Raw genomic sequence first — 21,150 nt, forward strand, 5'->3', positions numbered from 1 at the left:
ATGTCCTGGGACGATCCGGGGCGCGCCGCCGGGGGTAGGGCGAGGGGTGGGGCATCCATGCTGGGAGCGATAGGACTCGATGAGCGCCAGGAGTCCGCGTACCGGGCGCTGGTCGCGCTGGGCGCGGCCGAGGTGACCGATCTCGCGCACCGGCTCGCGCTGCCCGAGCTCGACACCGAGCGGGCGCTGCGCCGGCTGGAGTCGCAGGGGCTCGCCGCGCAGTCCTCGGCCAGGACCGGGCGGTGGGTGGCGGCGCCGCCGGGGGTGGCGCTGGGCGCTCTCCTCACCCAGCAGCGCCACGAGCTGGAGCAGGCGGAGCTGGCGGCGGCGCTGCTGGCCGAGGAGTACCGGGCGGAGGCGACGGAGGCGGCCGTGCACGACCTGGTGGAGGTGGTGACCGGCGCGAGCGCCGTCACCCACCGCTTCCTCCAGCTCCAGCTGGGGGCCCAGGAGGAGGTCTGCGCCCTGGTGACGGGCAAGCCGATCGCGGTCTCCGGCATGGAGAACGACGCGGAGGAGCAGGCCGCCGGGCGGGGGGTGCGCTACCGGGTGGTGATCGAGCGGGAGGTGCTGACGCTTCCGTCCGGGCTGCTCGAACTCTCGGCGGCGCTCAGCCGTGAGGAGAGGATCCGGGTCGCGGACCGGGTCCCGACGAAGTTGGTGGTCGCCGACGGGAACCTGGCGATGGTGCCGCTGACCGGGCGGGGCGTGGAACCGGCGGCGATCGTCGTGCACGCGAGCGGGCTCCTGGAATCGCTGATGGGCCTGTTCGAGTCGGTGTGGCGGGAGGCGCTGCCGCTGAGACTCGGCGCCGGCGCGCAGATCACCGAGGAGGAGGCACCCGGGCCGGACGTCATGGACCTGGAGATCCTGTCGCTGCTGCTGGCCGGGATGACGGACGCGAGCGTGGCCAAGCAGCTGGACCTGGGGCTCCGGACGGTGCAGCGCAGGGTGAAGGGCCTGATGGAGCTGACCGGGGTGACGACCCGGCTGCAGCTGGGCTGGCACGCGTACGAGAAGGGCTGGGTGGCGCGCGGCTGACCGTATCGGAGGGTCCCGGACAACCGAGGGTTCAGGCCGAGGTGCCGGCTACCGAGGGTCCCGGATGCCCGAGGTACCCGGATGCCCGAGGTACCCGGATGCCCGCCGCGACCTGCGAGGACGCCCGTTGTGGGGGACCCTGGGCGCGTGGGTGTGTGGCAGCTCCTGATGGTCGCGACGGTGATGCTGCTCGGTCTGTTCGGGGTCCTGGCCCCCGGCGTGCCCGGGACGTGGCTGGTGTGGGCCGCGATGCTCTGGTGGTCCCTGCACGAGCGGACCGACCTCGCCTGGATCCTGCTCGCCTCCACGACCGGTCTGCTGCTGCTCACCCAGGTGGTCGTCTGGCAGCTGCCGCCCCGCCGCCTCCGGGGCGTGGGCATCACCCGGCGGATGGTGACGTACGCCGGCGCGGGCGCGCTCCTGGGCTTCGTCCTGGTGCCGGTGCTCGGCGCGATCCCCGGTTTCGTGGGCGGGATCTACCTCTCGGAACGCCTCCGGCTGGGCGGCCACGGCCAGGCCAGGGCGGCGACCCGGACGGTGATGCGGGCGGCCGGCACGAGCGTCCTCGTGGAGCTGTTCTCCTGTCTGCTGATCGTGGGGGCGTGGGCGGGGGCGGTGCTCTGGGGGTGAGTCCTAGGACGGAAGGGGGAGGGGGGACGGGCCCGGCTGCCGATCCGGCGGTGGTGCGGCGGCGCGATGCTGGTCCCATGAGGGATTTCGAGGGCTTCAGCGCGGCGGAACGCGCCTATCTCACAGGTGGCCGGCAGCTCGCCCGGATGGCCACGGTCGACCCGTCCGGTCAGCCTCAGGTCAACCCGGTGGGCTTCTTCCCGCAGGAGGACGGCACCGTCCTGGTCGGCGGCCTCGCGATGGGCCGTACGAAGAAGTGGCGCAATCTGCGGGAGAACCCGAAGGTGGCGCTGGTCGTCGACGATCTCGCGAGCGTCCGCCCCTGGCGGGTGCGGGGCGTGGAGATCCGGGGCGAGGCGGAGCTCCTGGTCGGCCCGCACACGCTGGGCCCGCACTTCAGCGAGGAGGTCATCCGGATCCGTCCTCGCCGGATCCACAGCTGGGGTCTTGAGGAGCCCCCGGGAGCGGAGTCCTGAGGTAGCGGGCGGCGTACGAGCGCCAGGGCCGCCACTCGTCCGTGGCCCGGACACCCGCGGGGGGTACGTCGGGGTCGCCGAGGGCCCGCATCCGGATCAGGGCGGCCGTCTCGGCGGTCACTCCGGGAACGGCGAGGAGGGCGGCCTCGGCCTCGTCGCGGTCGGCGCCGGGGTCGAGGCGTACGGCTCCGTCGGCGAGCGCGCGGGCCAGCGGGCCCGCGACGGCATGGCCGGTGAGCTCCCGGGGCTCCGGGAAGACATGGGTGAGGCTGCCGCAGCCGGTGGCCAGCGGGGTGCCGTGCGCCTCGACGACCCGGGCGGACTCCGCCGCGCCGAGCAGCGTCCGCAGCGCGAACTCCTCGGGCTCGGCCGTCCCCGGGGACCGTACGCCGGGCCGGGCGGCGACCTCGGCGGCGAGCCCGGGCGCCGCGCCGAGCCGCTCGGCGACGGCGTACGGGTCGGCGTCCAGGTCGAAGAGGCGGCGCAGCCGGTGCACGGCGGTGGTCAGGTCGCGCAGCTCGGTGAGATGGATCCGGGCCTCCAGCCAGCGCCCGGCGGAGCGCTCGTCGACGGAGACGATCCCGGTGCCGTACGGGAGGCGGAGGGTGCGCCGATAGGTGCGGGTGCCGGGGGCGCCGACGACTTCCTCCGCGCGGGGCAGGGCCTCGGCCGCGAGCAGGTCGAAGACCTCGCCGGCCGCGTACGGGCCCCGGTGGGCGAGCCGCAGCGGTACCCCGGCGGCGAGCGCGGTACGGGCTCCGGTGCCGCTGCCCGCCTCGACGCGCAGCGCGCTGGGGGTGCGGGCGTAGACAGCGCGGATCGTCTCGTTGAACTGGCGGACGCTGGCGAAGCCGGCCGCGAAGGCGATCTCGGTCACCGGCAACCCGGTGGTCTGGAGGAGCAGCCGCGCGGTGTGCGCCCGCTGGGCGCGGGCGAGCGCGACGGGCCCGGCGCCGAGCTCGGCGGTGAGCTGGCGCTGCACCTGCCGGGTGCTGTAGCCGAGGCGTCCGGCCAGGCCGGGCACGCCTTCGCGGTCGACGACGCCGTCGCCGATCATCCGCATGGCGCGCCCGACGACATCGGCCCGTACGTCCCAGGCGGCGGAGCCGGGCACGGCGTCCGGACGGCAGCGGCGGCAGGCCCGGAAGCCGTGGCCCTGGGCGGCGGCGGCCGTCGGGAAGAACGCGACGTTCTGGCGTTTGGGGGTGACGGCGGGGCAGCTGGGGCGGCAGTAGATGCCGGTGGTGCGGACGGCGAAGAAGAACTCTCCGTCGAACCGCGCGTCCCTGCTGCTGACCGCCTCGTAGCGGGTGTCGTCGTCCTTCACGTCTCCCAGTGTGCGACGGCCGACGACCCCCGGCTCGCGGTTTTCGGACATCGCGCTGCGGTCCGGGGCGGGCGCCCCGGACCGCAGCACACGGGCACGCTCGCGCCTACCGGACGTTGCGGCCGCGCTTGAGCTCCATGGCCGTCTGCCCCTCCCGGCCCATGCGCTTCCACTCCTTGAGGATCTCGGAACGCATCCGGGCGTCGGTCTTGGCCACGATCCTCCGGTTCTCGCGGATCAGCTTGCGGTAGCTCTCCAGGCGGCGCACGGGCAGCGAGCCGTCCTCGATCGCCGCCGTCACCGCGCAGCCGGGCTCCGCCTCGTGGGCGCAGTCGTGGAAGCGGCAGCCTCCGGCCAGTTCCTCGATCTCCGCGAAGACCTGGCCGACTCCCGTCTCGGCGTCCCACAGCCCGACTCCGCGCAGCCCGGGGGTGTCGATGAGGACGCCCCCGCCCGGCAGGACGAAGAGGTTGCGGGTGGTGGTCGTGTGCCGGCCCTTGCCGTCGATGTCACGGGCGGCCTGGACGTCCATGACGTCCTCGCCGACGAGGGCGTTGGCGAGGGTCGACTTCCCGGCGCCGGAGACGCCGAGCAGCACGGTCGTACCGCCCGCGACCACCGCGGACAGCACGTCGAGTCCCTCCCCCGTGGTCGAGCTCAGGGGCACGACCTGGACGCCGGGGGCGACCGTCTCGACGTCCTCGACGAGGTAGGAGAGCCCGACGGGGTCGGGCACGAGGTCCGCCTTGCTGAGGACGACGGTCGGCTGGGCGCCGGACTCCCAGGCCAGGGCGAGGAAGCGCTCGATCCGGCCGAGGTCGAGCTCGACGGCGAGCGAGACCGTGATGACGGCGTGGTCGACGTTGGCGGCGAGGATCTGCCCCTCGGACCGCTTGGAGGAGGTGGACCGCGCGAAGGACGTGCGGCGCGGCAGGCAGGCCCGTACGTAGCGGGGGTCGCTGGCGCCTTCGGGGTCGATGGCGGCCCAGTCGCCGGTGCAGATGACCCGGAGCGGGTCGTGCGGGGTCACGAACGCCGTGTCGGCGCGCACGATCCCGTCGGCGGTGGCGACGTCGCACTGCCCGCGGTCGACCCGGATCACCCGGCCGGGGACGAGTCCCTGGGCGGCGTACGGGGCGAAGGCGTCGGCCCAGCCGGAGTCCCAGCCGTGGGCGTCGAGCGGGTGCTGGGCACCGGAAAGGGAGGACGGGTGGAGCGAAGCGTTGAACAAGGGGAACCCTTCGAAGGGTGGCCCCGGCGGCGCGCTCCGAGCGCGCGGATCGAGTGGGTGTCAGCCGGAGACCACAGGGGTGGGAACGATGAACTCCTGAATGCGGGCAGAGCCCGTCACCGTGACAGTCATCAATGTCCTCACCTCCTGCTTCTTCTCAACGAACCGACACCGCTCGCTCGCGAACGGATGATCAGAACCTTAGCCCCACCCCGGGGCACGGCACCACCGATTAAATCCGGGGCCCACCCACTCCAAAGCACGCAGCCGGCGAACCGATCTCATGCCGCGAGTCGTACAACGTTCTACATGAGGGCCCCCTGGTCGACCAGGCTTCAGGAACCAGGCCGCCGCCCACGGCACTCGCCTCTGCACTGGTGCCTGGTCCGTGGCTGCGAGCACCGTCCGTCCTCGTCCGCCTCCCGCGTCTACTGCGCGACGCCCCATGTCATGGCCCGCCGTCTCACCGGCGCGAACACTCCCGCCTGGCGCGACCCGCAGACGATGACCACATGAACGTCCAGCCCGTGCTCGACGCACTCGACATCCAGGAGGACGCCGCCCGAGCCGCGGCCGACAACCTCCGCACATTGCAGGCCTGGCTGCGGGACGCCGAGACCCAGCTCGAACCCTTGGCGCGGGTGCCTTCGATGTTCTTCGGCAGCAGTTTGTCGGACGAGGGTTCGCAGACGTCGCGGGCCCGGAGGGGGCCCGTCGCCTCGTTGGCGACGCTGAGGATGCGGGGGTAGTCAGGGTGCTCGGGCAGGTCAGGCGAGGCCGTCCGGGCGGGGATCCGGTCGGCGAGGGCGGTGATATTCCGATCGGGTGCATCAGTTGGTGGTCCCTACGTCCACATCGTCGATGGTCCGCAACGACGGGAATCACGCCCGCTCAGGCCCTCGCCAGGCATCCGTGTACACAGAGCACCGCGGCGTTGTACACCTCGCAGACATCGATGAACGCGAACCTGGTGATCGCCAACCTGGACTTCGGCGATTTCGCGAATGTGACCAGGGATGATCCTGGACATCAACTCACGAACCGTCCTCTCAAATGTCGGGCCGGCAAGGCATATCAAGGAACTCAAGGCGCCGGCGGACCCGCCCGGTACCGCCGACTCAAGAGATGGAAGCGCCGCCACACACCACCCAGGCCGAGATCCGCTGCCTCAGCGTGCAGGCCATGGCCACCCTCGAGGGTGGCGCCTCCTGCGAAGCCGCTGCAGCACCAACCGAATCACCGAGGTCGTGAAGGCCGCCTCGCCCATCACCACGCATCGGCGTGAGGTTGGAAAACGCTCATTCACGATCACGCCCACGGGTCGTTCCCCTGCTCCAGGGCAGCTTTCTCGTCCTTCTCGTGCAAGAAGCGAGCCCCAGGCCATCCCCTCAGAGATTCGTCAGTCAGGGGCCATTTCGAGAAGTCGTCACGCAGCAAACGCAGAATGAACTCGACCATGCCACACTCGTACACCGTCCATGCGAGATCACTTCGCGCATACACAGCGACGGGCCATTTATCAGGATTCGAATCCTCAGCAATCCAGCAAAGGGTGTCTGCACCTACACCCTCTCCCCAGATGAGCATGTCCTCCAGGCGGTATCTGCCTACCAGTGAAGGGTCGCTCCAATTTCGCACCACCGGCTCTGCCAGCGCAGCGCTCGAAAGAGGCGTTACACGCTCTTCGTCACCCTGAACACCCGGAATGCGAACTGCAAGCTGCTCCTCGATAGAGCCACACCCGAACGCAGAAATGAACTCCATGTAGTCGGTCGGGAATCTCGTACCATAATTTGCTTCCACCTCAGGCCACTCGAGATCACTCCCCCGAGTAGGCCCGACACGAGTGAGAATACGCGCAAGTTCGGCTACTGCCGTCAGCGCCCAAGATTCACTACTACTCATCATTCCGTCCAATGAGTCGGCGACCATCGGCCCATATTATGCCACTTACCGTCAGCCTTGCTGTACATGTCGTTGGGGACCTCCTTATCGAACAACGAGACGCCCGGGCCACCGCGCGGATTGTATCCGTACGCCTGCATGCGGAACCCCACCGGTACCACCCTGGAACCTTCATAGAGCGGAGTCACTCGATAGCGAACGACCAGCTTCTGATCAAGAACGGCATTCCTTACAAGGCCCTCGTAATGAGCCATGTTCGGAACATGATGTTCAGGCGTGGAAGGGTCCATTCGCGTCGAGTTCGCAGTGCGAGAGCAGGTCGCAAGATTCTCGTACGCCACACCGCTTCCACCAAGTGAACTGGCCAGTAGATGGCAGGCGTTTCGCCAATTCCGCGCCGGAGAATTCCCAAGCTCCCATGCGTACCCAGCTGCCCACTGATAAGCAGGCGGCGCTATCACCTTAACTGCAGTCCCAGATCCCTTATTGGCGTCAAGGAAAGACTCGTCGAGGCATGCCTCAGCGCCGGTAGCGCGGTTACCGTTGTCCACATCAACCGGAGCGTAGTAGCGCCAACCTCCGAAACCATTCCGACAGTCACCTTCGGGCAGACTGTCACTCCGAGCAGAATCGTCGCCTCGACTCGCTTCCTCAGGCGTGAGGGGCTGATCCGATTCTGCGACGATCAACTCGATGGCATCTCTGATGTCCTGCGCGTTGATCAGAGATTCTCGTTCACTTCTGGTGACGTCGATCTCCGGCTTCGGCTTCGGGCGCTGCGGGGCGGGCTTCGGGTTCTTTCCTCGGGTGATGTTTTGAGGCTCTGCTGGCCTGACCGGCTTCGTCAGGCCGTTACCCGGCGGCCTTCCCTTGCTGCTGACTGACGCCCGCCCCTTGCCGTTGCTGGGCGAGGACACCTTGCCCTTGTTAATCCTGGGGGAGCTCGTTCCCCGGTACGTTGTAGGCGACTTGCGCGTTCCGGTGGACGTGCGGGTCCTTGTTCTTACGTTCGACGTTCCGTTGCGCGTCCTGTTAGGCGCTATCTTCGTCCTTGTGTTCGAGGCGGAGGAAGTGCTCTTCCTCGGCGTGCAACGTCCGCCGCCACATGCGTCGTTCCGAGACCGATCGATGTTCCCGTGGTTCAAAGGCTTCGAGCGCTTTCCTGATCCGTTGCTCGTCCCGCGACTCCCGCTTCCGCCTCGCACCCCCCACGAACCTCCATAACCCTGTCCCCTGCCCCCGCCTCCGCCTCCGTAGCCCTTGTCCACGGCGTGGCCGGTGGGGTCGATCCCGTTGAGCGGCTGGCCCTCCCCGTAGGCGTACCGGTTTGCGCGCCCGGAGGGGGTGGCGGCCAGCTGCCAGGTGTCGCGGGAGGTGAAGCCGCCGGTGCCGGGCTGGTACCAGCGCGCGGCCATGTTGACTTCGCCTGTCGTGGTGTCGGTCCAGCCGGACTGGTAGCCGATGGCCGGGTTGGCGCCTTCGCTCGTGATGAGCTTGCCGAAGGGGTCGTAGGCACGCGAGCCCGTGATGGAGGTGCCGTCTGCGTTCAGGCCGGCGATGAGGTCGCTGTGCTGATCGGTGAGGGCGAGTTGAGCCACAGCCGGTTCGCTCTTGGCGGCACTGGCGAGCAGGGAGCCGTCCGGTCCTCGGCTGTAGGAGGTGGTGGCATCGGTCACCAGGTTGTTGGAGCCGCCGTCGTACGTGAACGCCGTGCCGTCGTGGGTGAGGACGCGGTCGAGTGAGTCGTAGGTGAAGGCGCTCGTGCCGTTGGAAACGACGCGCTCGAAGGCGTCGGAGGAGATGCTGCGCGTCTGGCCCTCGGCCTGCTTGATGGTGTCGGTCGTGCCTCGGGCACTGTAGGTGTAGGACTCCGCGCCCCAGGTTTCGAGGCGGCCTCGGTCGTCGTAGACGCCGACGGTGTTGCCGTTCCGCGTGAGGTTGCCGGCCTTGTCCCACTCGTAGGCGGTCGTGGTGGCACCGCTGGCCCATGAGGTCATACGACCGGCGAGGTCGTAGCCGTAGGTGTTCTCGGCTGCTCCTGCGGTTCCTGCCGTGGTCTTCCTGGTCAGGTGGTCGTCGAGGTCGTAGCCATAGGTGACGCTGCCGACCGTCGCGCCCGTGGTGGTGCGTGTCACAGCGTCCGAGGTCTGGCGTCCAAGGCTGTCGTAACCGTAGGTGCGCTGTGCGGCGATCGTGCTCTCGCCGCCTGTGGCGACTCGGCTGTACTGCTCCTTGGTGGGTCGTCCCGCGGCGTCGAAGTCGTACTGGACGACCGTGCCGGTGAGCGGGTCGGCCACGGAGTCGAGCCGTCCCGTGGTGTCGTACCCGTAGCTTGCCGTTCCAGCGGCGTCAGTGCGGGACACCATGTTGCCGTCGACGTCGTAGGCGTACTGGGAGTTGCCGGACGGCCCCTGGGTGCGCAGCAGCAGCCCGCGGTCGTTGTAGGCATAGGTGTTGCCGAACTGGATGCCGTCGGTGCCCGCGCCGGTGAGCCGGCCGTCAAGGTCGTACGACAAGCTGCGGGGTGTCGTGGCGGCGGAGGTGCCGGAACCCGTTTCGCGGACGAGTCGGCCGAGGCCGTCGTAGGTGCGCTCTCGCTTGATGTTTCCGGGCAGGATCTCGGTGACGGCCTGGCCGGCCGCGTCGTAGATGGTCGTCCAGGTGCGGTCGATCGCGTTCGGGTGCTGACTGGTCGCCGGTTCGATGGTGGATTCCGGGAGACCCCAGGCATTGAAGGTGTAGTGAGTGGAGGTGGCGCGGCCGTCGGTGAAGCGGGTGAGGGAGCCGCGTGCGTCGTAGCCGAAGCTGGTGGTGATCACTTCGGTGTCCGACGCCTTCTCCGTCTGCCGGGTCAGTCGGCCGAGCGCGTCGTAGGCGAAGGAGGTGTGACCACCTTCGGGGGCGATCGTCGAGGTCTTGTTGCCTTCCTCGTCGAAGGTGGCCTTGAAGGTCCGCAGAGCGCTTGCGGCCGTGCCGTAGTCGGCGGCCTCGGTCACGTTGCCCATCAGGTCATAGGTGAATGTGCTTTTACGGTTCGTGGGGTCGATGACCTGGGTCTGGCGGCCGAGTCCGTCGTACGCGTACCGAGTGACCCGCTGCCCCGGCTCAGTCTCGGTCAGGGTTTCTCCTATGGCGTTGTACGTGGCTGATGCCACGAGTCCAGAGGGTGAGGTGGATGCTATTTGGTTGCCCGCGTCGTCCCAGGTGAAGCGCTCGGTGAGGTTCTGGAGCGCCGGGAATCGCTCGATGGTGGTCGCGGTCAGCTGTCGGCCGAGGCTGTCGTAGGTTGCTTCGGTTCGTGCACCGGTCGGGCTGGTCGCCGAGAGCTGCAGTCCTGTGGGCGTCCAGGAGTACCGGGTGATGCCGGAGTCGTCGAGTGAGGCGGGAGTGCCGTTGAGCGTGCCGCTCTCGCTGGTGTTCAGCTGAGTGGGTGCGCCTCCGGCCAGTGGGTCCGTCTGCTGCGTGAGATGCCCGAGCTGGTCGTAGGCGTAACGGGTCGTGCGGCCCAGCGGGTCGGTCGTGGAGGTGACACGTCCAAGGGCGTCGTAGGCCGTGTGATGCACAGGCGTGATCGGGGTGCCGCCGGGGGGCGTGTAGGAGGGCAGCGTCACCTTGGTGGTCCTGCCGAGCTTGTCGAGTTCCGACCGGCTCTCCACTCCGTTCTCGTCGCGGGAGTCGGTGGTGTCGCCGAAGGTGTTGTACCCGAGGGTGACGGTCGGCCTCTTGGACTGTGCGGCGGTTCCGTGGGTCTCCGTGGTCACGGAGGGCGCTGTCTGCTCGACGAGGCGGCCGAGGGCGTCGTAACGGAAGTTCGTCGTGTGGGCGGGGGCATCGGCTCCCGCCTTGGTCCCTCGGGGGCTGGTGCTGCTGAGGAGCAGGCCACGCTGGTCGTAGGTGTGCCGGGAGGTCAGGGTGGTGGTACCCGAGGCCAGGGTCGAGGAGGTGACGTTGCCCGCGTTGTCGTAGATGGCGCGCTCGGTCAGTTCTCCCGTGCTGGGGCCTCGCTGGGTGGACTCGGTGACGCGGTCGTCGTCGTCGTAGACGTAGTCCACCGAGCGGTTGAGGGCGTTGGGGTCGAGCACGGAGTGGGTGACGCGACCCGTGGCGTCCACGGTATTGATCTGGGTGAGGGTGCCGCCGTCGGTGACGTGCGTGGTCAGGTAGCCGGCGCCGTCGTAGGTGTTGCTCTCCAGGACGATGTCGCGGCGGGTGCCGTCGTGCTTCTCGACCTGACGGGCCGTCGTCGTGGCCGGCAGCCCGTCGTCGTAGTAGGTGAAGGCCGTGGTGGCGCCCATGGCGTCGGTGGTGGAGGCGAGACGGCCGGCCGGATCGTAGGAGTTGGATTCCAGGACCAGGTCGCGGGGTTCGCCAGTGGGGGTGCCGGTCCAGTTCTTCAGGACGGTTTCGTAGGGGAGCCCGAGCGGGGTGTAGCTGTAGGTCACCTCGTTGCCGAGGGGGTCCTTCTCGCTGGTTAGCCGGCCCAGGGTGTCGTAGCCGAACGTCGTCGTGTTGCCCTCCGCGTCCGTGACGGTGTCGTTCAGGTTCCGGCTGTCGTAGTGGTAAGTGGTCGTCTTCGCGGTGTCGCCGCCGGAGAGGTCCTCTTCCGTTTCGCTGAGGACGTTGCCGTCCGCGTCGTGGGTGCGGCTGATCTTGGCGGTGTGAGTGACGCCGGTGATCTCGTTCTTCACGCCGGCGCCGGTCTCGGCTACGAGGTTGGACATCTGGTCGTAGGTGTGGGTGGTGGTGACGCCGTTCGGGTGTGTGTCGGAGACCTGGGTCTCACCGGTCTGCCGCCCGATGCCGTCGTAGGCGTACTGGGTGACGAGGCCGGAAGGGGAAGTGGTGGTGGCGAGGTCGCCGTTGGCGTGGTAGGCGTGGGCGGTGACCGCGCCGTCCGGGGTGACGGTGGTGGCGACCAGTCCGGCGGGAGTGGATCCTCCGCCGACAGCGGCTTCGGTTCCGCTGGTGTACGTCGTGGCGGAGGTCCGGCCGTCGGCAAGGGTCAGCTTGTCGGGCAGGCCCAGCGTTGTGTATCCCGTGGTGGTCTTGTAGCGGTCGTCGGCCGGCCCGGACGAGCGGGCGTCGCGCACGACGGTGCGCTTGCCGTTGCGCGGGTCGAGCGGGTCGGCGGGGTTGTCGAAGTACTCCTCGTAGGAGGTCCAGCAGGAGTTGTCGTCCCGGCATGTGGTCTGGGAGACGGGGTTGCCCTTGGCGTCGTGACCCGTGATCGCCGAGTGGCCGTTGGTGTCGGTGACGGTGTGCAGGAAGCCGCCGGTGTCGTAGGCGTACGTCGTGACGCCTCCCGCCTCATCGGTGGAAGCGATGCGACGCTGCCCGCGCAACGCGTCGTAGGTGGTGCTGCTCTTCTGGCCGATGGGGTCGGTCACTGTCACGGTGGATGCCAGTGTCGAGCCGCTCGCAAAGGTGCGCGCCGCATAGTGGTCGGCCACTTGCTCGGCAGTCAGGCTGTGTTGGTAGACGGCTGCCTCATCGATCTGCCCGGTGAAGTAGCTGATGTCCGCGGGAGGCGACGGCCAGGTCCTGGCGAATCCGGCTCCGATGAACGTACGCGTGTTCAGCTGATGGTTGACGGGCGCGTTGGCCTTCGTAGCTACCGGAGCACCGTCCAGGAAGAGCGTCTGCGTCCCTGAATCAGCGGTGATGGCGGCGTGATGCCACTGGCTGTCGGTTACCGTGCCCGGCGAGGCATTGGACGGAGTCACTCCTGGTGAGGGGTACTCGCCATGCAGCTTGCCATCCGCACCCACGTAGAGAACAGGTGTCCATGTTCCCGACGTGGCGGTTGCGCCGGCCAGCTGATCCTTCTGGTCGCTGATCAATACACCTGGTTTGGCAGTCCTGAACCAGAGCTCCACCGCCACGTTGGTGGTCTTTGTGCCGAGGCCCGGGATTTCAGCGTATCCGTCGCCGTTGAACTGGACAGCCGAGCCGTCTCCGATGCCGAAGACGCCGGTGGTGCCGAGTGCCGCTTTGGTGTAGGTCCCGGTGCCGTTGTTCGCGGCGACCTTGCTGATGACCTGGGTGCCGCTGGTCTCGTCAAGAGGCCAGAAACCGGAGGGTGCGTCCCCGGTGACCGAACCTCGATAGTGCGCGCTGTTGCCGGCGACGAGCCTCGTGCGTGCCCGGTAGTGCTCGAGGACCGTCTGAGCGCTCAGCTCCTTCGTGTAGAACGCAGTTTCGTCCATGGAGCCACTGAAGTACTGCACGCCGGTTACGGTGCCGGTACCGCCCCAGCCGGAGGTGGAATGGCCGGCGCCGAGATAGGCGTGGGCGAGGGTCAGCGGCTTGACCGCCCCGGCAAGGGACCCGATCTTTACGCCATCGAGGTACAGGCTCTGTCCAGCGGGACCGCCCGTGATCACCACGTGGTGCCACACGTTGTCCGTCACCGTGTTGGTGCTGATGGTGGGTGTTGCCGTTGAGCCCCGCCACAGATGGCCACGGAGCTTTCCGCTCGCATCGATGAGAAGGCTGGGGGTGTACAGCTGGGGCACGGTGCCCAGTTCGGTGTTCTGGAGCCCGAGGAGCACTCCGCCAGGCTGGTCTGTCCGGAACCACGTCTCGACGGAGAGTGCGGCGGCGCCCTCAAGGGCGTCTGCGGGTACCTCGACGGCTCCTTCAGTGCCGTCGAGGCCGATGGCACCGTCGTCACCAGCGGCGAAGGCACCGGTCTGGCCGAGTTTCACTCCGTCCCGGTAGGAGCCGTCGGCGCCGCTGGATATGTCGTCGGCGGCGGCCGCACCGCTGCTGTCCCCCAGGCGCCAGTAGTTGACGGGGCCAGCAGTACGAACAGCCGAGGCGTAGCCTTCGGAACCCGAGGAGTACGTCGGCGCGGAGATCTTCCAGGTCCCCGCCGAATCCGACACCTCGGTCACGCGCTCAGTGTCGCTGTCGTATGTGACCTGCGAGCTCGTCCGCCCGGAGGGGAGCGTGACCTTGGTCATTCTGGGGGATGCGTTGCGGGCTGCGAAGTGCTCCTTGACGGTCGCGGCGTCCAGGGCGTGGTGGTAGACCGCTACCTCGTCGAGAGATCCCTGGAAGTGGCGCACGCTCTCGATATCGCCGTCGTAGTTCCAGCTCGAGTAGCCAGCGCCAAGGTATGTATAGGTCTTGGCACCGTGATCGACCGGCCCTGAGCGCGTGCCAACAGCCACGCCGTCGAGGTAGAGAGTTTGACTGGTTCCGCTACTGGAAAGGACCACGTGGTGCCATGCATCGTCTGCAACGGTGACGCTTGAAGGCATCGGAGTCTGCGGCGCCCCTACTGTGTCGAAAGAACCTCGCAGCTTCCCTTGAGGGTCAATCTCGAGCACCGGGTTGTTGTAGCGATGGCTGTAGTCATCCAGCGGCGTGCTCTGGAAGCCGATGAGTACCCCGGAAGGCACGGAGGTCTTGAACCACAGCTCGACAGAAACCACGCTCGAGGAGGACAGTGCTGTGTCGGGAAGCTCAATATGAGAGCCGACGTCGGCGCCGGCGAACCCGACGGCATTGTTGCCGGTTCCGGCCAGTACTCCATCGTTTCGGAAGCCGACATCACGGTACCGGCCGATGTTGGGGCCGTTCGCTGAGGCTGCCTCGCTGGCCGCGGCCTCGCCTTCCGTCTCATTGAGCCGCCAGTAGGCTGCGGGGTTGGCGTCCAGAACGGTGCTGCGGTACTTGCTGCCGCTCTCGTAGGTGTACTGGGTGCACGCAGTCGTAGATGTCGGCGGGCAGACCTTGACGAGCTTGTCGCCCTCGTAGGTGTAGGTCCACTTCAGATTCGAACCGGTTCCCTCCACCGGATTGGTTTCGGCCGCGATGACATGGCCGCCCGACCAGGTGAAGGAGAGGTGGCGCCCCGAGACGACGTCCGTGGCCTTGACCAACTGCCCGTTCGTGTACGTGAGCTGCTGAGTGCGTCCGTGACCGTCGGTGATCCTGGTCAGTCGGCCCTGGGAGTCGAAGGCGTGGAGAGTCGCCGATCCGTCTCGAAGTGTCCAGCCCCCGCCGCTCTCCGCCTTGAGGACACCCACCGAACCCGCGGGCGCGGTGTAGGTGCCGTCGGTGTTGCGGCCGAAGCGGACTTGGTCACCGGTCGACAGCGTGATGAGGATGCTGCCGTTGCTCTCGGGTACGGCCCGCATGTCCCATCGGGTCGCCCAGCCGGCGCCGAATGCATTGCCCTGACGTGGGTCCTGGGAGTTGTACGTACGGGTCACCGAAAGCTCCGGACCGACCGTGGGTACGGCGGCGTCCGTGGCTGCGGTGGTGTAGTTTCCGGCGCGCTCGCCGAAGCCGCCCCCGGTGTCAGATCCTCCGAGATGGCCGGTGATCGGCGGCTGTGGAACCTGCGTCGTCAGCAGAGACGGTTCCGGCCGGGTGGAGGTGGCGCTCCCGTCGTAGGCGTATCCGTACCAGGCGTACGTCTTCGCCCATGTGAGCCAGCCGCTGGGAACGATCCATTGGGACGACGGGCTGCGGGTGCCCGTCTTGCAGTTCTTGCGCGTGTTGTTGCCCTCTACTTCGCAGACCTCGAACTGGTACTCCAGGGCCTTGGGGTAACGATCCCGGTCCGCGGCAGCGGCCCAGAGCGTGGGCGTAAGAGTGTCCACGGCAACGCCGCTGTCAGGAGCCAGGTCGGTGAGCGTCGGCGGAATGTTCACAGCCGAGAACTTCATAGCGACTGTCGGCACCCCTGCCGCGCTGAAGAGGGAAACGCCGTTCTCCCTCATCGTCCACGCAAGCGTGTATGCGCCGGGAGCCAGGGGCGCGATCTTGGCGTCGACGGTGACGCTGGCGCCCGGGGGCACGTCGGCCGGCATCGGCGACCAGCGGATCTTCGTGGCGTCCGTGATCTCCTTGCTCGCCGCGTCGTACAAGTGGTAGCCGAGGGCGTAGGTGCCGTTCTTGAGCCAGGTCTGCTGGCCACGGTTGGTGACCGTGACCTTGAACGTGCCTTCGGAGGTGGCGGTCATCGGCGTGACGAACTGGCCGAGTGTGTACGTGGCTCCGTACTTGGTCCACGTGACGTCCAGCGAGGGCTTGCCGTTCGGGTAGTCGTCGGAGCCGAAGGTCTTCCACCCATACGAATCGGTGGTCGACGCCTTGACAGCGAGGCCGTAGTTCTTCTTGCGCCCGTGAGTCCAGTCGTCAACAAGCTGACGTCCTGCCGACCCCAGGTTGATGCCCTCCCACGCAGGACCGCCGCACGGGTACGCCGTCTGCCCCGCGGGGCGCCAGCCGTGGGTGAAGCTCTTCGACGCCAGCGCGGCACCGGTTGCCGGCCCCGGGTAGGTCGATGCTGTCGACTCCGCCCAGTTCGAGGTGATCGGATGAACCGTCACCGGCCGTGCAGTGCAGGAGTACGACCAGGTGTTGTAGAGCGCGAGGCTGGCCCCCAGGACCCATGCGTTCTTCAACGTGCTCTCGACACCGGCAAAGTGCAGGAATCCGGCGGCCTTGTGGCCGCCCGCATCGTAGGTGCCCGCCTTGATGTTCGTGTCGCCGGAGAAGTTCACGTTGTACGGCGACTCTACGTAGGTGCCTGAGGTGGCGGCGATCGCCGACACAGTGATCACGGTCGGGTCGACCTTCACCGGGTAGGTGCGCTCAGGGTCGTGAAGCCAATCGGAGTCCAGGGAGACCTTCAGAGCCTGCCGGCCGTCCACATCGATCAGCTCGTAGGCGACACCGCCGGAGATCTCTCCCTCGTTGGAGTTCGGGGCGAGGTTGGAGTCCTCCATCCAGCCGGCCGGCATCCGTGCGCGTGCCGTACCGGAGGTGTCGGTGAATACCACTGCGCCCGTTGCGTCGAGGGCCGCCGTCAGTCCCTGCATGGACAGCGGGAAGACCCACTCTGTGGGTGCGTCAGCACTGTTGAGGACCAGGAGCTCCTTGACTGACGCTCCGCCGGCCACGAACCGCACGTCCGCTTCGGGTCGTACAGCACGGTAGGTGATCGTGCTCGCCTCGGCTTCACCAGGCACATGCGCCGCGCCTTCGAGGGCGAACCCGACGGACTCCGTCTCACTCACCCGCAGCGACACGAGCGGAGAGCCATCGGCATGGCCGGCGAACGTCGTCTCGGAATCCCCAGCCGTGATGCGCCAGCCGTCGGAGGAGCCGTTCACCGCACGGCCGAGTGTGCCGCCTTGAGGCAATTCCTTGAGGGTGGTGTCGATCTCCTCCCAGTTTCCCGCAGCGTCCTGGAAGTTGACCGGCTCCTCGAAGAACCGGCTGGTGAGCGTTCCATCCGTGTTCTGGAACGTGCGAACCGTGCGCTCACGTTCGGCCACCAGTTCACGGCTCGTGTCGGGGTCGAAACCCTTGGGCTCGGGTGTCTCACCAGGTACGGCTGTGATACTCGGGCGAGGGATATCCACCGCAGTCGAACCCCTGAACGAGGCGGAAGCCCCAGTCTCAGGAGGCAGCTCCCCCGTCGCCGGCCGGTGCCCCTTCCTCCCGCCGGTCGCGTCCGCCGACGTACCCTCAACGGCTGACCTGTGCGACCGCCCCGCAGCCGACCCCCAACGCTGATCGGGAGCGTCTGCTGCCACAGAAGACGACTCGAAGGTCTGCGCGGCAGCCGCCCCCTCGGCGCCGACAAGACACGCCATGCCAAACGCAACAGCGAAAGCAATAGGCCGCACGAAGTGCACGGAGCCCCCCTCAGGACACGATCAAGAGAGGCGCAGTACATCTCCGAGGAGATCGACTGAGCAAGATCCGTGACTATCTCGTGATCAGCAAGTGAAGATCATCACGCCGCAATCCTCACCAACAGCAAAAACGACACCGCTGAAATGCTCACTGAACGGACTGCCGGAGAAGTTGAGCAGGCGGCCCGCACCACCCCCGACCCGCCCCTCGCCATCCCCACCGAGGAGATCAGCTCTGCGGCCAGCGATGGCACCGGCTATCTCATCGTTCGCATCCCGGCCAGCCCCGTCGCACCGCACATGGTCGACAACCGCTACTTCGGTCGCGGGGACAAGACACCGAAGTCGTCACCCTCCACACGCGGCGCCGCAACACTGAAGCCGACAGCCTCGTCCTGCTGCGCAGGAGATGGACTAAGAGGTCCTAACAAAGGCGTTGGACGTGCTGGTGGGTGATGAGGCAGGTTGCGAGGCCGAGGAAGGCTTCGTGGATGTCGTCTCGTCGTTCCCATCGGACGCGTAGGCGCCGGAAGCCATGGAGCCAGGCGATGGTTCGCTCGACGACCCAGCGGTGAACACCTAGGCCAGAGCCGTGCAGGACGCCTCGGCGGGCGATCACGGGTTTGATGCCCTGGGCCCAGACGAGTCGGCGGTATTTGTCGTGGTCGTAGCCCCGGTCGGCCAGCAGAACATCAGGCCTTCGCCTCGGTCGGCCGACCAGGCCGGCGACAGCCGGGATCTTGGCGAGCAGGGGCATCAGCTGGGTGACGTCGTTGCGGGCCTGGTCGGCCGGCCGCGGCGACGACCGGACAGGCTGCTGACCGACCGCGGCTACGGCCACGACCCTGCAGTAGCGCTCCTCAATCAGGGCTTCAGTCGCGACTTTGCCTGGCCCACCAGGGCACCGGCGGGCCAGGGGAGTGGCTGTCAGCTCCTCGATCCTCAAGTGCCGACCGCACGGGCGTCCCGGAAGGCGGGTGGGGCGACGCGGACGTAATCGACGTGCAGCTCTTTGAGAGGACGGTCCGTGAGTTGATGTCCTTTGCAGGGTGAGGCTGGGTGTGGCTGTATCGAGTTGCTGCCTGCGATGTGGACAACGCCGCGGCCGACGCTCTTCGGACGCGGATACCTCGGCGAGGGGCTGAGCGGGCGCGATTCCCCTCCATTGTCCTTCGAAGGGTGGCCCCGGCGGTGCGCTCCGAGCGCGCGGATCGAGTGGGTGTCAGCCGGAGACCATAGGAGTGGGAACGATGAACTCCTGAATGCGGGCAGAGCCCGTCACCGTGACAGTCATCAATGTCCTCACCCCCTGCTTCTTCTCAACGAACCGACACCGCTCGCTCGCTAGCGAACGGACAATCAGAACCTCAGCCCCACCCCAGAGCACGGCACCACCCATTGTGCGCCCGCGGCCGAACGTTCCCTCGTGGAGATCTCTGCCGGCGATGCGATCCTTTGCCTGAATGGCAGCGTCCCAGCGTCCTAAGGTTTGCTGTGGAAGCGTCAACAGAGGGGGTTCGGTGCCAGCTGTGGCAGAGCGACTGTCACGTCGCGTGGCGGACGCGCCAGGGGCGTGGCCTCTCCTCGAACACCATCACAGGGCGGCCCGGCATGCCGGGTCGCCCTGTGCCTGCCGATACCCCCTGTGACGACCGAACGGACTGTCAGGCGCGGCCTTCGTCGGTGCGGTCACGACGCTCGGAACCTTCGTCGGCCTCGTCGGTCACATCGGTCTCGACATCGATCCGCTCCTTGCGGATCCGGCCGGTGACCGTCTCCTCCTCCGTCACCTCGTCGGTCCGCAGGCTCACCCGCTCGACGGGCACGGCCCGGGTCTCCACGACGGGGCGCTCCGCGTAAACGGTGACCTCGTGTTCCGCCTCGGAGATCTCGGGTCCCTTCATGGCCGGGTCCCGGTTCGCCTCGGTGATGGGCTCGCGCTCCACGCGGACTTCCTCATGCATGACGGGGACGGTCTGCTGGACGTCTTCGGTGACGACGTACTTGCGCAGCCTGACGTGGCCGGTCTCCACCTGTTCGGTGCCGACGTGCATCTCCTCTTCGGAGCGGGTCATGGCGTCGTCGGTCCGCGACATGTCACGGCCCTCGATGCCACCGGTCCCCCGCAGGCCTTCGTCCAGGCCGGCTTCGGTGTCGCCGCGCCGGGAGGCGGCCGCCGTGCCGTGCGCCCAACCACCTTCGCCAGGCTGGTTCGCCCGCTGCCAGGCCTCGTCCCAGGCGATGCCGTAGTACTCGTACAGCCGCCGTTCCTCGCGTACGGACAGGTGGCCACCGCCGTCCACGTCGACGTGGGGAGCGTCCTTGATCCGGTCCTTCGGGTACGGGACCTCCAGGTGGTCGTCCACCATGGAGGCGTCCTTGATCGGCACGAACGACTCGCTGGAGCCGAGCAGTCCGGTCTTGACGGTGACCCATTCCGGTCGGCCGGAGACATCGTCGAGGAAGACTTGCTTGGCGTCGCCGATCTTCTTGCCCTGAGCGTCATAGACGGGGTGGTCCACGATCGCGGGAATCTGTTCCTGGGCAATCATGATGGCCTCCTGGTTCTGTCGCTGTAATGGTGCGGCTTTCCCCCTCGGGGAAACGAAAACACGCAAATCGCCCTCAGATTTCGTTGATTCGTAACCTGTTGATCGCTCAACGCCCCGTCCGGACAGGGGCGGCCGCGTCCGATTCGTACAAGACCCGCCGGGAGCCCCGTGCCTACCGTGCTCCCATGAACACAGCACCCCGCCTCGACCTCATCGGCCTCGTCGTCTCCGACATGGCCGCCTCGCTCGCCTTCTACCGCCGCCTCGGTCTGGAGATCCCGGACGGGGCCGAGTCCGCCCCGCACGTGGAGGCCGCGCTGCCCGGCGGGCTGCGGATCGCCTGGGACACGGAGGACGTCGTGCGTTCCTTCGACCCCGGATGGCGGCGGCCCGAGGGCGGCGACCGGATCGAGCTCGCCTTCCGGTGCGATACGCCGGAGGCCGTGGACGCGGCGTACGAGGAGCTGGTCGGCGCCGGGTACCGGGGGCATCTGAAGCCCTGGGACGCCGTCTGGGGGCAGCGTTACGCCGTGGTCCTCGACCCGGACGGTTCGGGCGTCTCGCTGTTCGCCGACGCCGCCACGGACACCGCGGACGGCACGGACGCCACGGACGCCACGGACGCCACGTAGGCGCCGAGCGTCATCCCGGCCAGCGCCCTGGTCTCGCGGGCGAGATGGGCCTGGTCGACGCAGCCCGCGCGGACGGCCGCCTCAGCGTACGGCACGCCCTCCAGGACCAGGGCGAGGGCCCGCTGGAGCCGGAGGACGCGGGCGAGGGTCTTGGGTCCGTAGCCGAAGGCGTCCAGGGACCGGCGGTGCAGTTGCCGGGCGCCGAGCCCGACCGCGGCGGCCGTCTCGGCGACCGCCCGGCCGGCCGCGAGGCGCGCCACGACGGCCCGGAGCAGCGGATCGGGCGCGGGGGCCTCGGCGGCCCTGAGCCGTACGAGCGCGTCCAGGGCGGCGGCCGGGTCGGGGGACCCGGTGATCCGCTCGCCGAGCCGCCGAGCCTCGGCCTCGCCCCAGAGCGCGCCGAGTGTGACCCGCCGGTCGCGGAGTTCGTGCGCCGGTACGCCGAAGAAGCCGGGCGCGTCACCGGGGGCGAAGCGGATTCCCGCGTACCGCGTGGCGAACTCTCCCGGTACGTACGCGCGTGTGTCGGGTCCGGCGACGAGGAGGTGTCCGTCGGCCCAGATCAGGTCCATGCAGCCGTCGGGCAGGACGGGCCGGACGCCGTCCGTGGCGGGGCCGGCGGTCCGGGTCCACAGGACGGCTCCGTCGAGCAGGGCGGGGCGCTCCTCGTACACACGTCAAAAATAGCCCCGCCG

At 68.1% G+C, this 21,150-nt stretch carries 11 protein-coding genes and 2 pseudogenes; 6 read left to right on the plus strand and 7 right to left on the minus strand.

Going from position 1 to position 21,150, the window contains the following annotated elements; all coding sequences use genetic code 11:
• Nucleotides 1-57: 57 nt before the first annotated feature.
• From N5875_RS08145 to N5875_RS08155, 3 genes are all read left to right on the plus strand, one after another.
• Entirely contained in the window at nt 58-1,041 is a 984-nt protein-coding gene (locus N5875_RS08145) for a helix-turn-helix domain-containing protein (RefSeq protein WP_318206248.1), read from the plus strand.
• A 147-nt stretch (nt 1,042-1,188) separates the two neighbouring features.
• Nucleotides 1,189-1,671 (plus strand): DUF456 domain-containing protein, encoded by a 483-nt coding sequence (locus N5875_RS08150; RefSeq protein WP_318206249.1) that lies wholly within the window; start codon nt 1,189-1,191, stop codon nt 1,669-1,671.
• Between the two features lie 77 nt (nt 1,672-1,748).
• A complete protein-coding gene (locus tag N5875_RS08155) occupies nt 1,749-2,147 on the plus strand; it encodes a PPOX class F420-dependent oxidoreductase (protein WP_318206250.1) in 399 nt (132 codons plus the stop codon).
• Here the strand turns inward: N5875_RS08155 and N5875_RS08160 are convergent.
• Both N5875_RS08160 and rsgA read right to left on the minus strand, forming a co-directional pair.
• Complete coding sequence (locus N5875_RS08160; RefSeq protein ID WP_338492558.1) at nt 2,080-3,525, minus strand: AlkA N-terminal domain-containing protein; 1,446 nt, start codon at nt 3,523-3,525, stop codon at nt 2,080-2,082. The two genes, N5875_RS08155 and N5875_RS08160, sit on opposite strands and share 68 nt — an antisense overlap.
• 55 nt (nt 3,526-3,580) lie before the next feature.
• Nucleotides 3,581-4,705 carry a ribosome small subunit-dependent GTPase A gene (gene rsgA, locus N5875_RS08165; RefSeq protein ID WP_338492561.1) on the minus strand — a complete coding sequence of 375 codons (1,125 nt, stop codon included), beginning with the start codon at nt 4,703-4,705 and terminating at the stop codon, nt 3,581-3,583.
• A 369-nt stretch (nt 4,706-5,074) separates the two neighbouring features.
• On the opposite strand from rsgA, the pseudogene N5875_RS08170 reads away from it, so the two are divergent.
• Both N5875_RS08170 and N5875_RS08175 read left to right on the plus strand, forming a co-directional pair.
• Nucleotides 5,075-5,221: pseudogene (locus N5875_RS08170) on the plus strand (IS5/IS1182 family transposase); the annotation flags it as partial.
• Complete coding sequence (locus N5875_RS08175) at nt 5,218-5,454, plus strand: hypothetical protein (protein WP_338492563.1); 237 nt, start codon at nt 5,218-5,220, stop codon at nt 5,452-5,454. The pseudogene N5875_RS08170 and the gene N5875_RS08175, both read left to right, overlap by 4 nt.
• 559 nt (nt 5,455-6,013) lie before the next feature.
• Here N5875_RS08175 and N5875_RS08180 read toward each other — a convergent pair.
• The 4 genes and pseudogenes from N5875_RS08180 to N5875_RS08195 all read right to left on the minus strand — a co-directional run bounded on the left by N5875_RS08180 (nt 6,014) and on the right by N5875_RS08195 (nt 19,823).
• Complete coding sequence (locus N5875_RS08180) at nt 6,014-6,637, minus strand: hypothetical protein (RefSeq protein WP_338492565.1); 624 nt, start codon at nt 6,635-6,637, stop codon at nt 6,014-6,016.
• On the minus strand, nt 6,610-16,908 hold the full coding sequence (locus N5875_RS08185) for a LamG-like jellyroll fold domain-containing protein (RefSeq protein WP_338492567.1): 10,299 nt from the start codon (nt 16,906-16,908) through the stop codon (nt 6,610-6,612). Before N5875_RS08185 ends, N5875_RS08180 begins: the two co-directional genes overlap by 28 nt.
• A gap of 787 nt (nt 16,909-17,695) precedes the next feature.
• Nucleotides 17,696-18,049: pseudogene (locus N5875_RS08190) on the minus strand (transposase); the annotation flags it as partial.
• 886 nt (nt 18,050-18,935) lie between these two features.
• A complete protein-coding gene (locus N5875_RS08195; RefSeq protein ID WP_338492569.1) occupies nt 18,936-19,823 on the minus strand; it encodes a PRC and DUF2382 domain-containing protein in 888 nt (295 codons plus the stop codon).
• 185 nt (nt 19,824-20,008) lie between these two features.
• On the opposite strand from N5875_RS08195, the gene N5875_RS08200 reads away from it, so the two are divergent.
• Nucleotides 20,009-20,455, plus strand: coding sequence for a VOC family protein (locus N5875_RS08200; protein ID WP_318206254.1), 447 nt, complete (start codon nt 20,009-20,011; stop codon nt 20,453-20,455).
• On the opposite strand, the gene N5875_RS08205 is transcribed toward N5875_RS08200, so the two are convergent.
• Entirely contained in the window at nt 20,347-21,129 is a 783-nt protein-coding gene (locus tag N5875_RS08205; RefSeq protein WP_338492571.1) for a helix-turn-helix domain-containing protein, read from the minus strand. The two genes, N5875_RS08200 and N5875_RS08205, sit on opposite strands and share 109 nt — an antisense overlap.
• Between the last annotated feature and the right edge of the window lie 21 nt (nt 21,130-21,150).

Source organism: Streptomyces sp. SJL17-4 (assembly GCF_036826855.1).
Lineage (GTDB): Bacteria > Actinomycetota > Actinomycetes > Streptomycetales > Streptomycetaceae > Streptomyces.

Bases quoted from the DNA above. Each gene is read 5' to 3' on its own strand.
- N5875_RS08145 (WP_318206248.1), top strand. From the start codon at position 58: ATGCTGGGAGCGATAGGACTCGATGAGCGCCAGGAGTCCGCGTACCGG.
- N5875_RS08155 (WP_318206250.1), top strand. From the start codon at position 1,749: ATGAGGGATTTCGAGGGCTTCAGCGCGGCGGAACGCGCCTATCTCACA.
- N5875_RS08160 (WP_338492558.1), bottom strand. From the start codon at position 3,525: ATGTCCGAAAACCGCGAGCCGGGGGTCGTCGGCCGTCGCACACTGGGA.
- N5875_RS08175 (WP_338492563.1), top strand. From the start codon at position 5,218: ATGAACGTCCAGCCCGTGCTCGACGCACTCGACATCCAGGAGGACGCC.
- N5875_RS08180 (WP_338492565.1), bottom strand. From the start codon at position 6,637: ATGGTCGCCGACTCATTGGACGGAATGATGAGTAGTAGTGAATCTTGG.
- N5875_RS08195 (WP_338492569.1), bottom strand. From the start codon at position 19,823: ATGATTGCCCAGGAACAGATTCCCGCGATCGTGGACCACCCCGTCTAT.
- N5875_RS08200 (WP_318206254.1), top strand. From the start codon at position 20,009: ATGAACACAGCACCCCGCCTCGACCTCATCGGCCTCGTCGTCTCCGAC.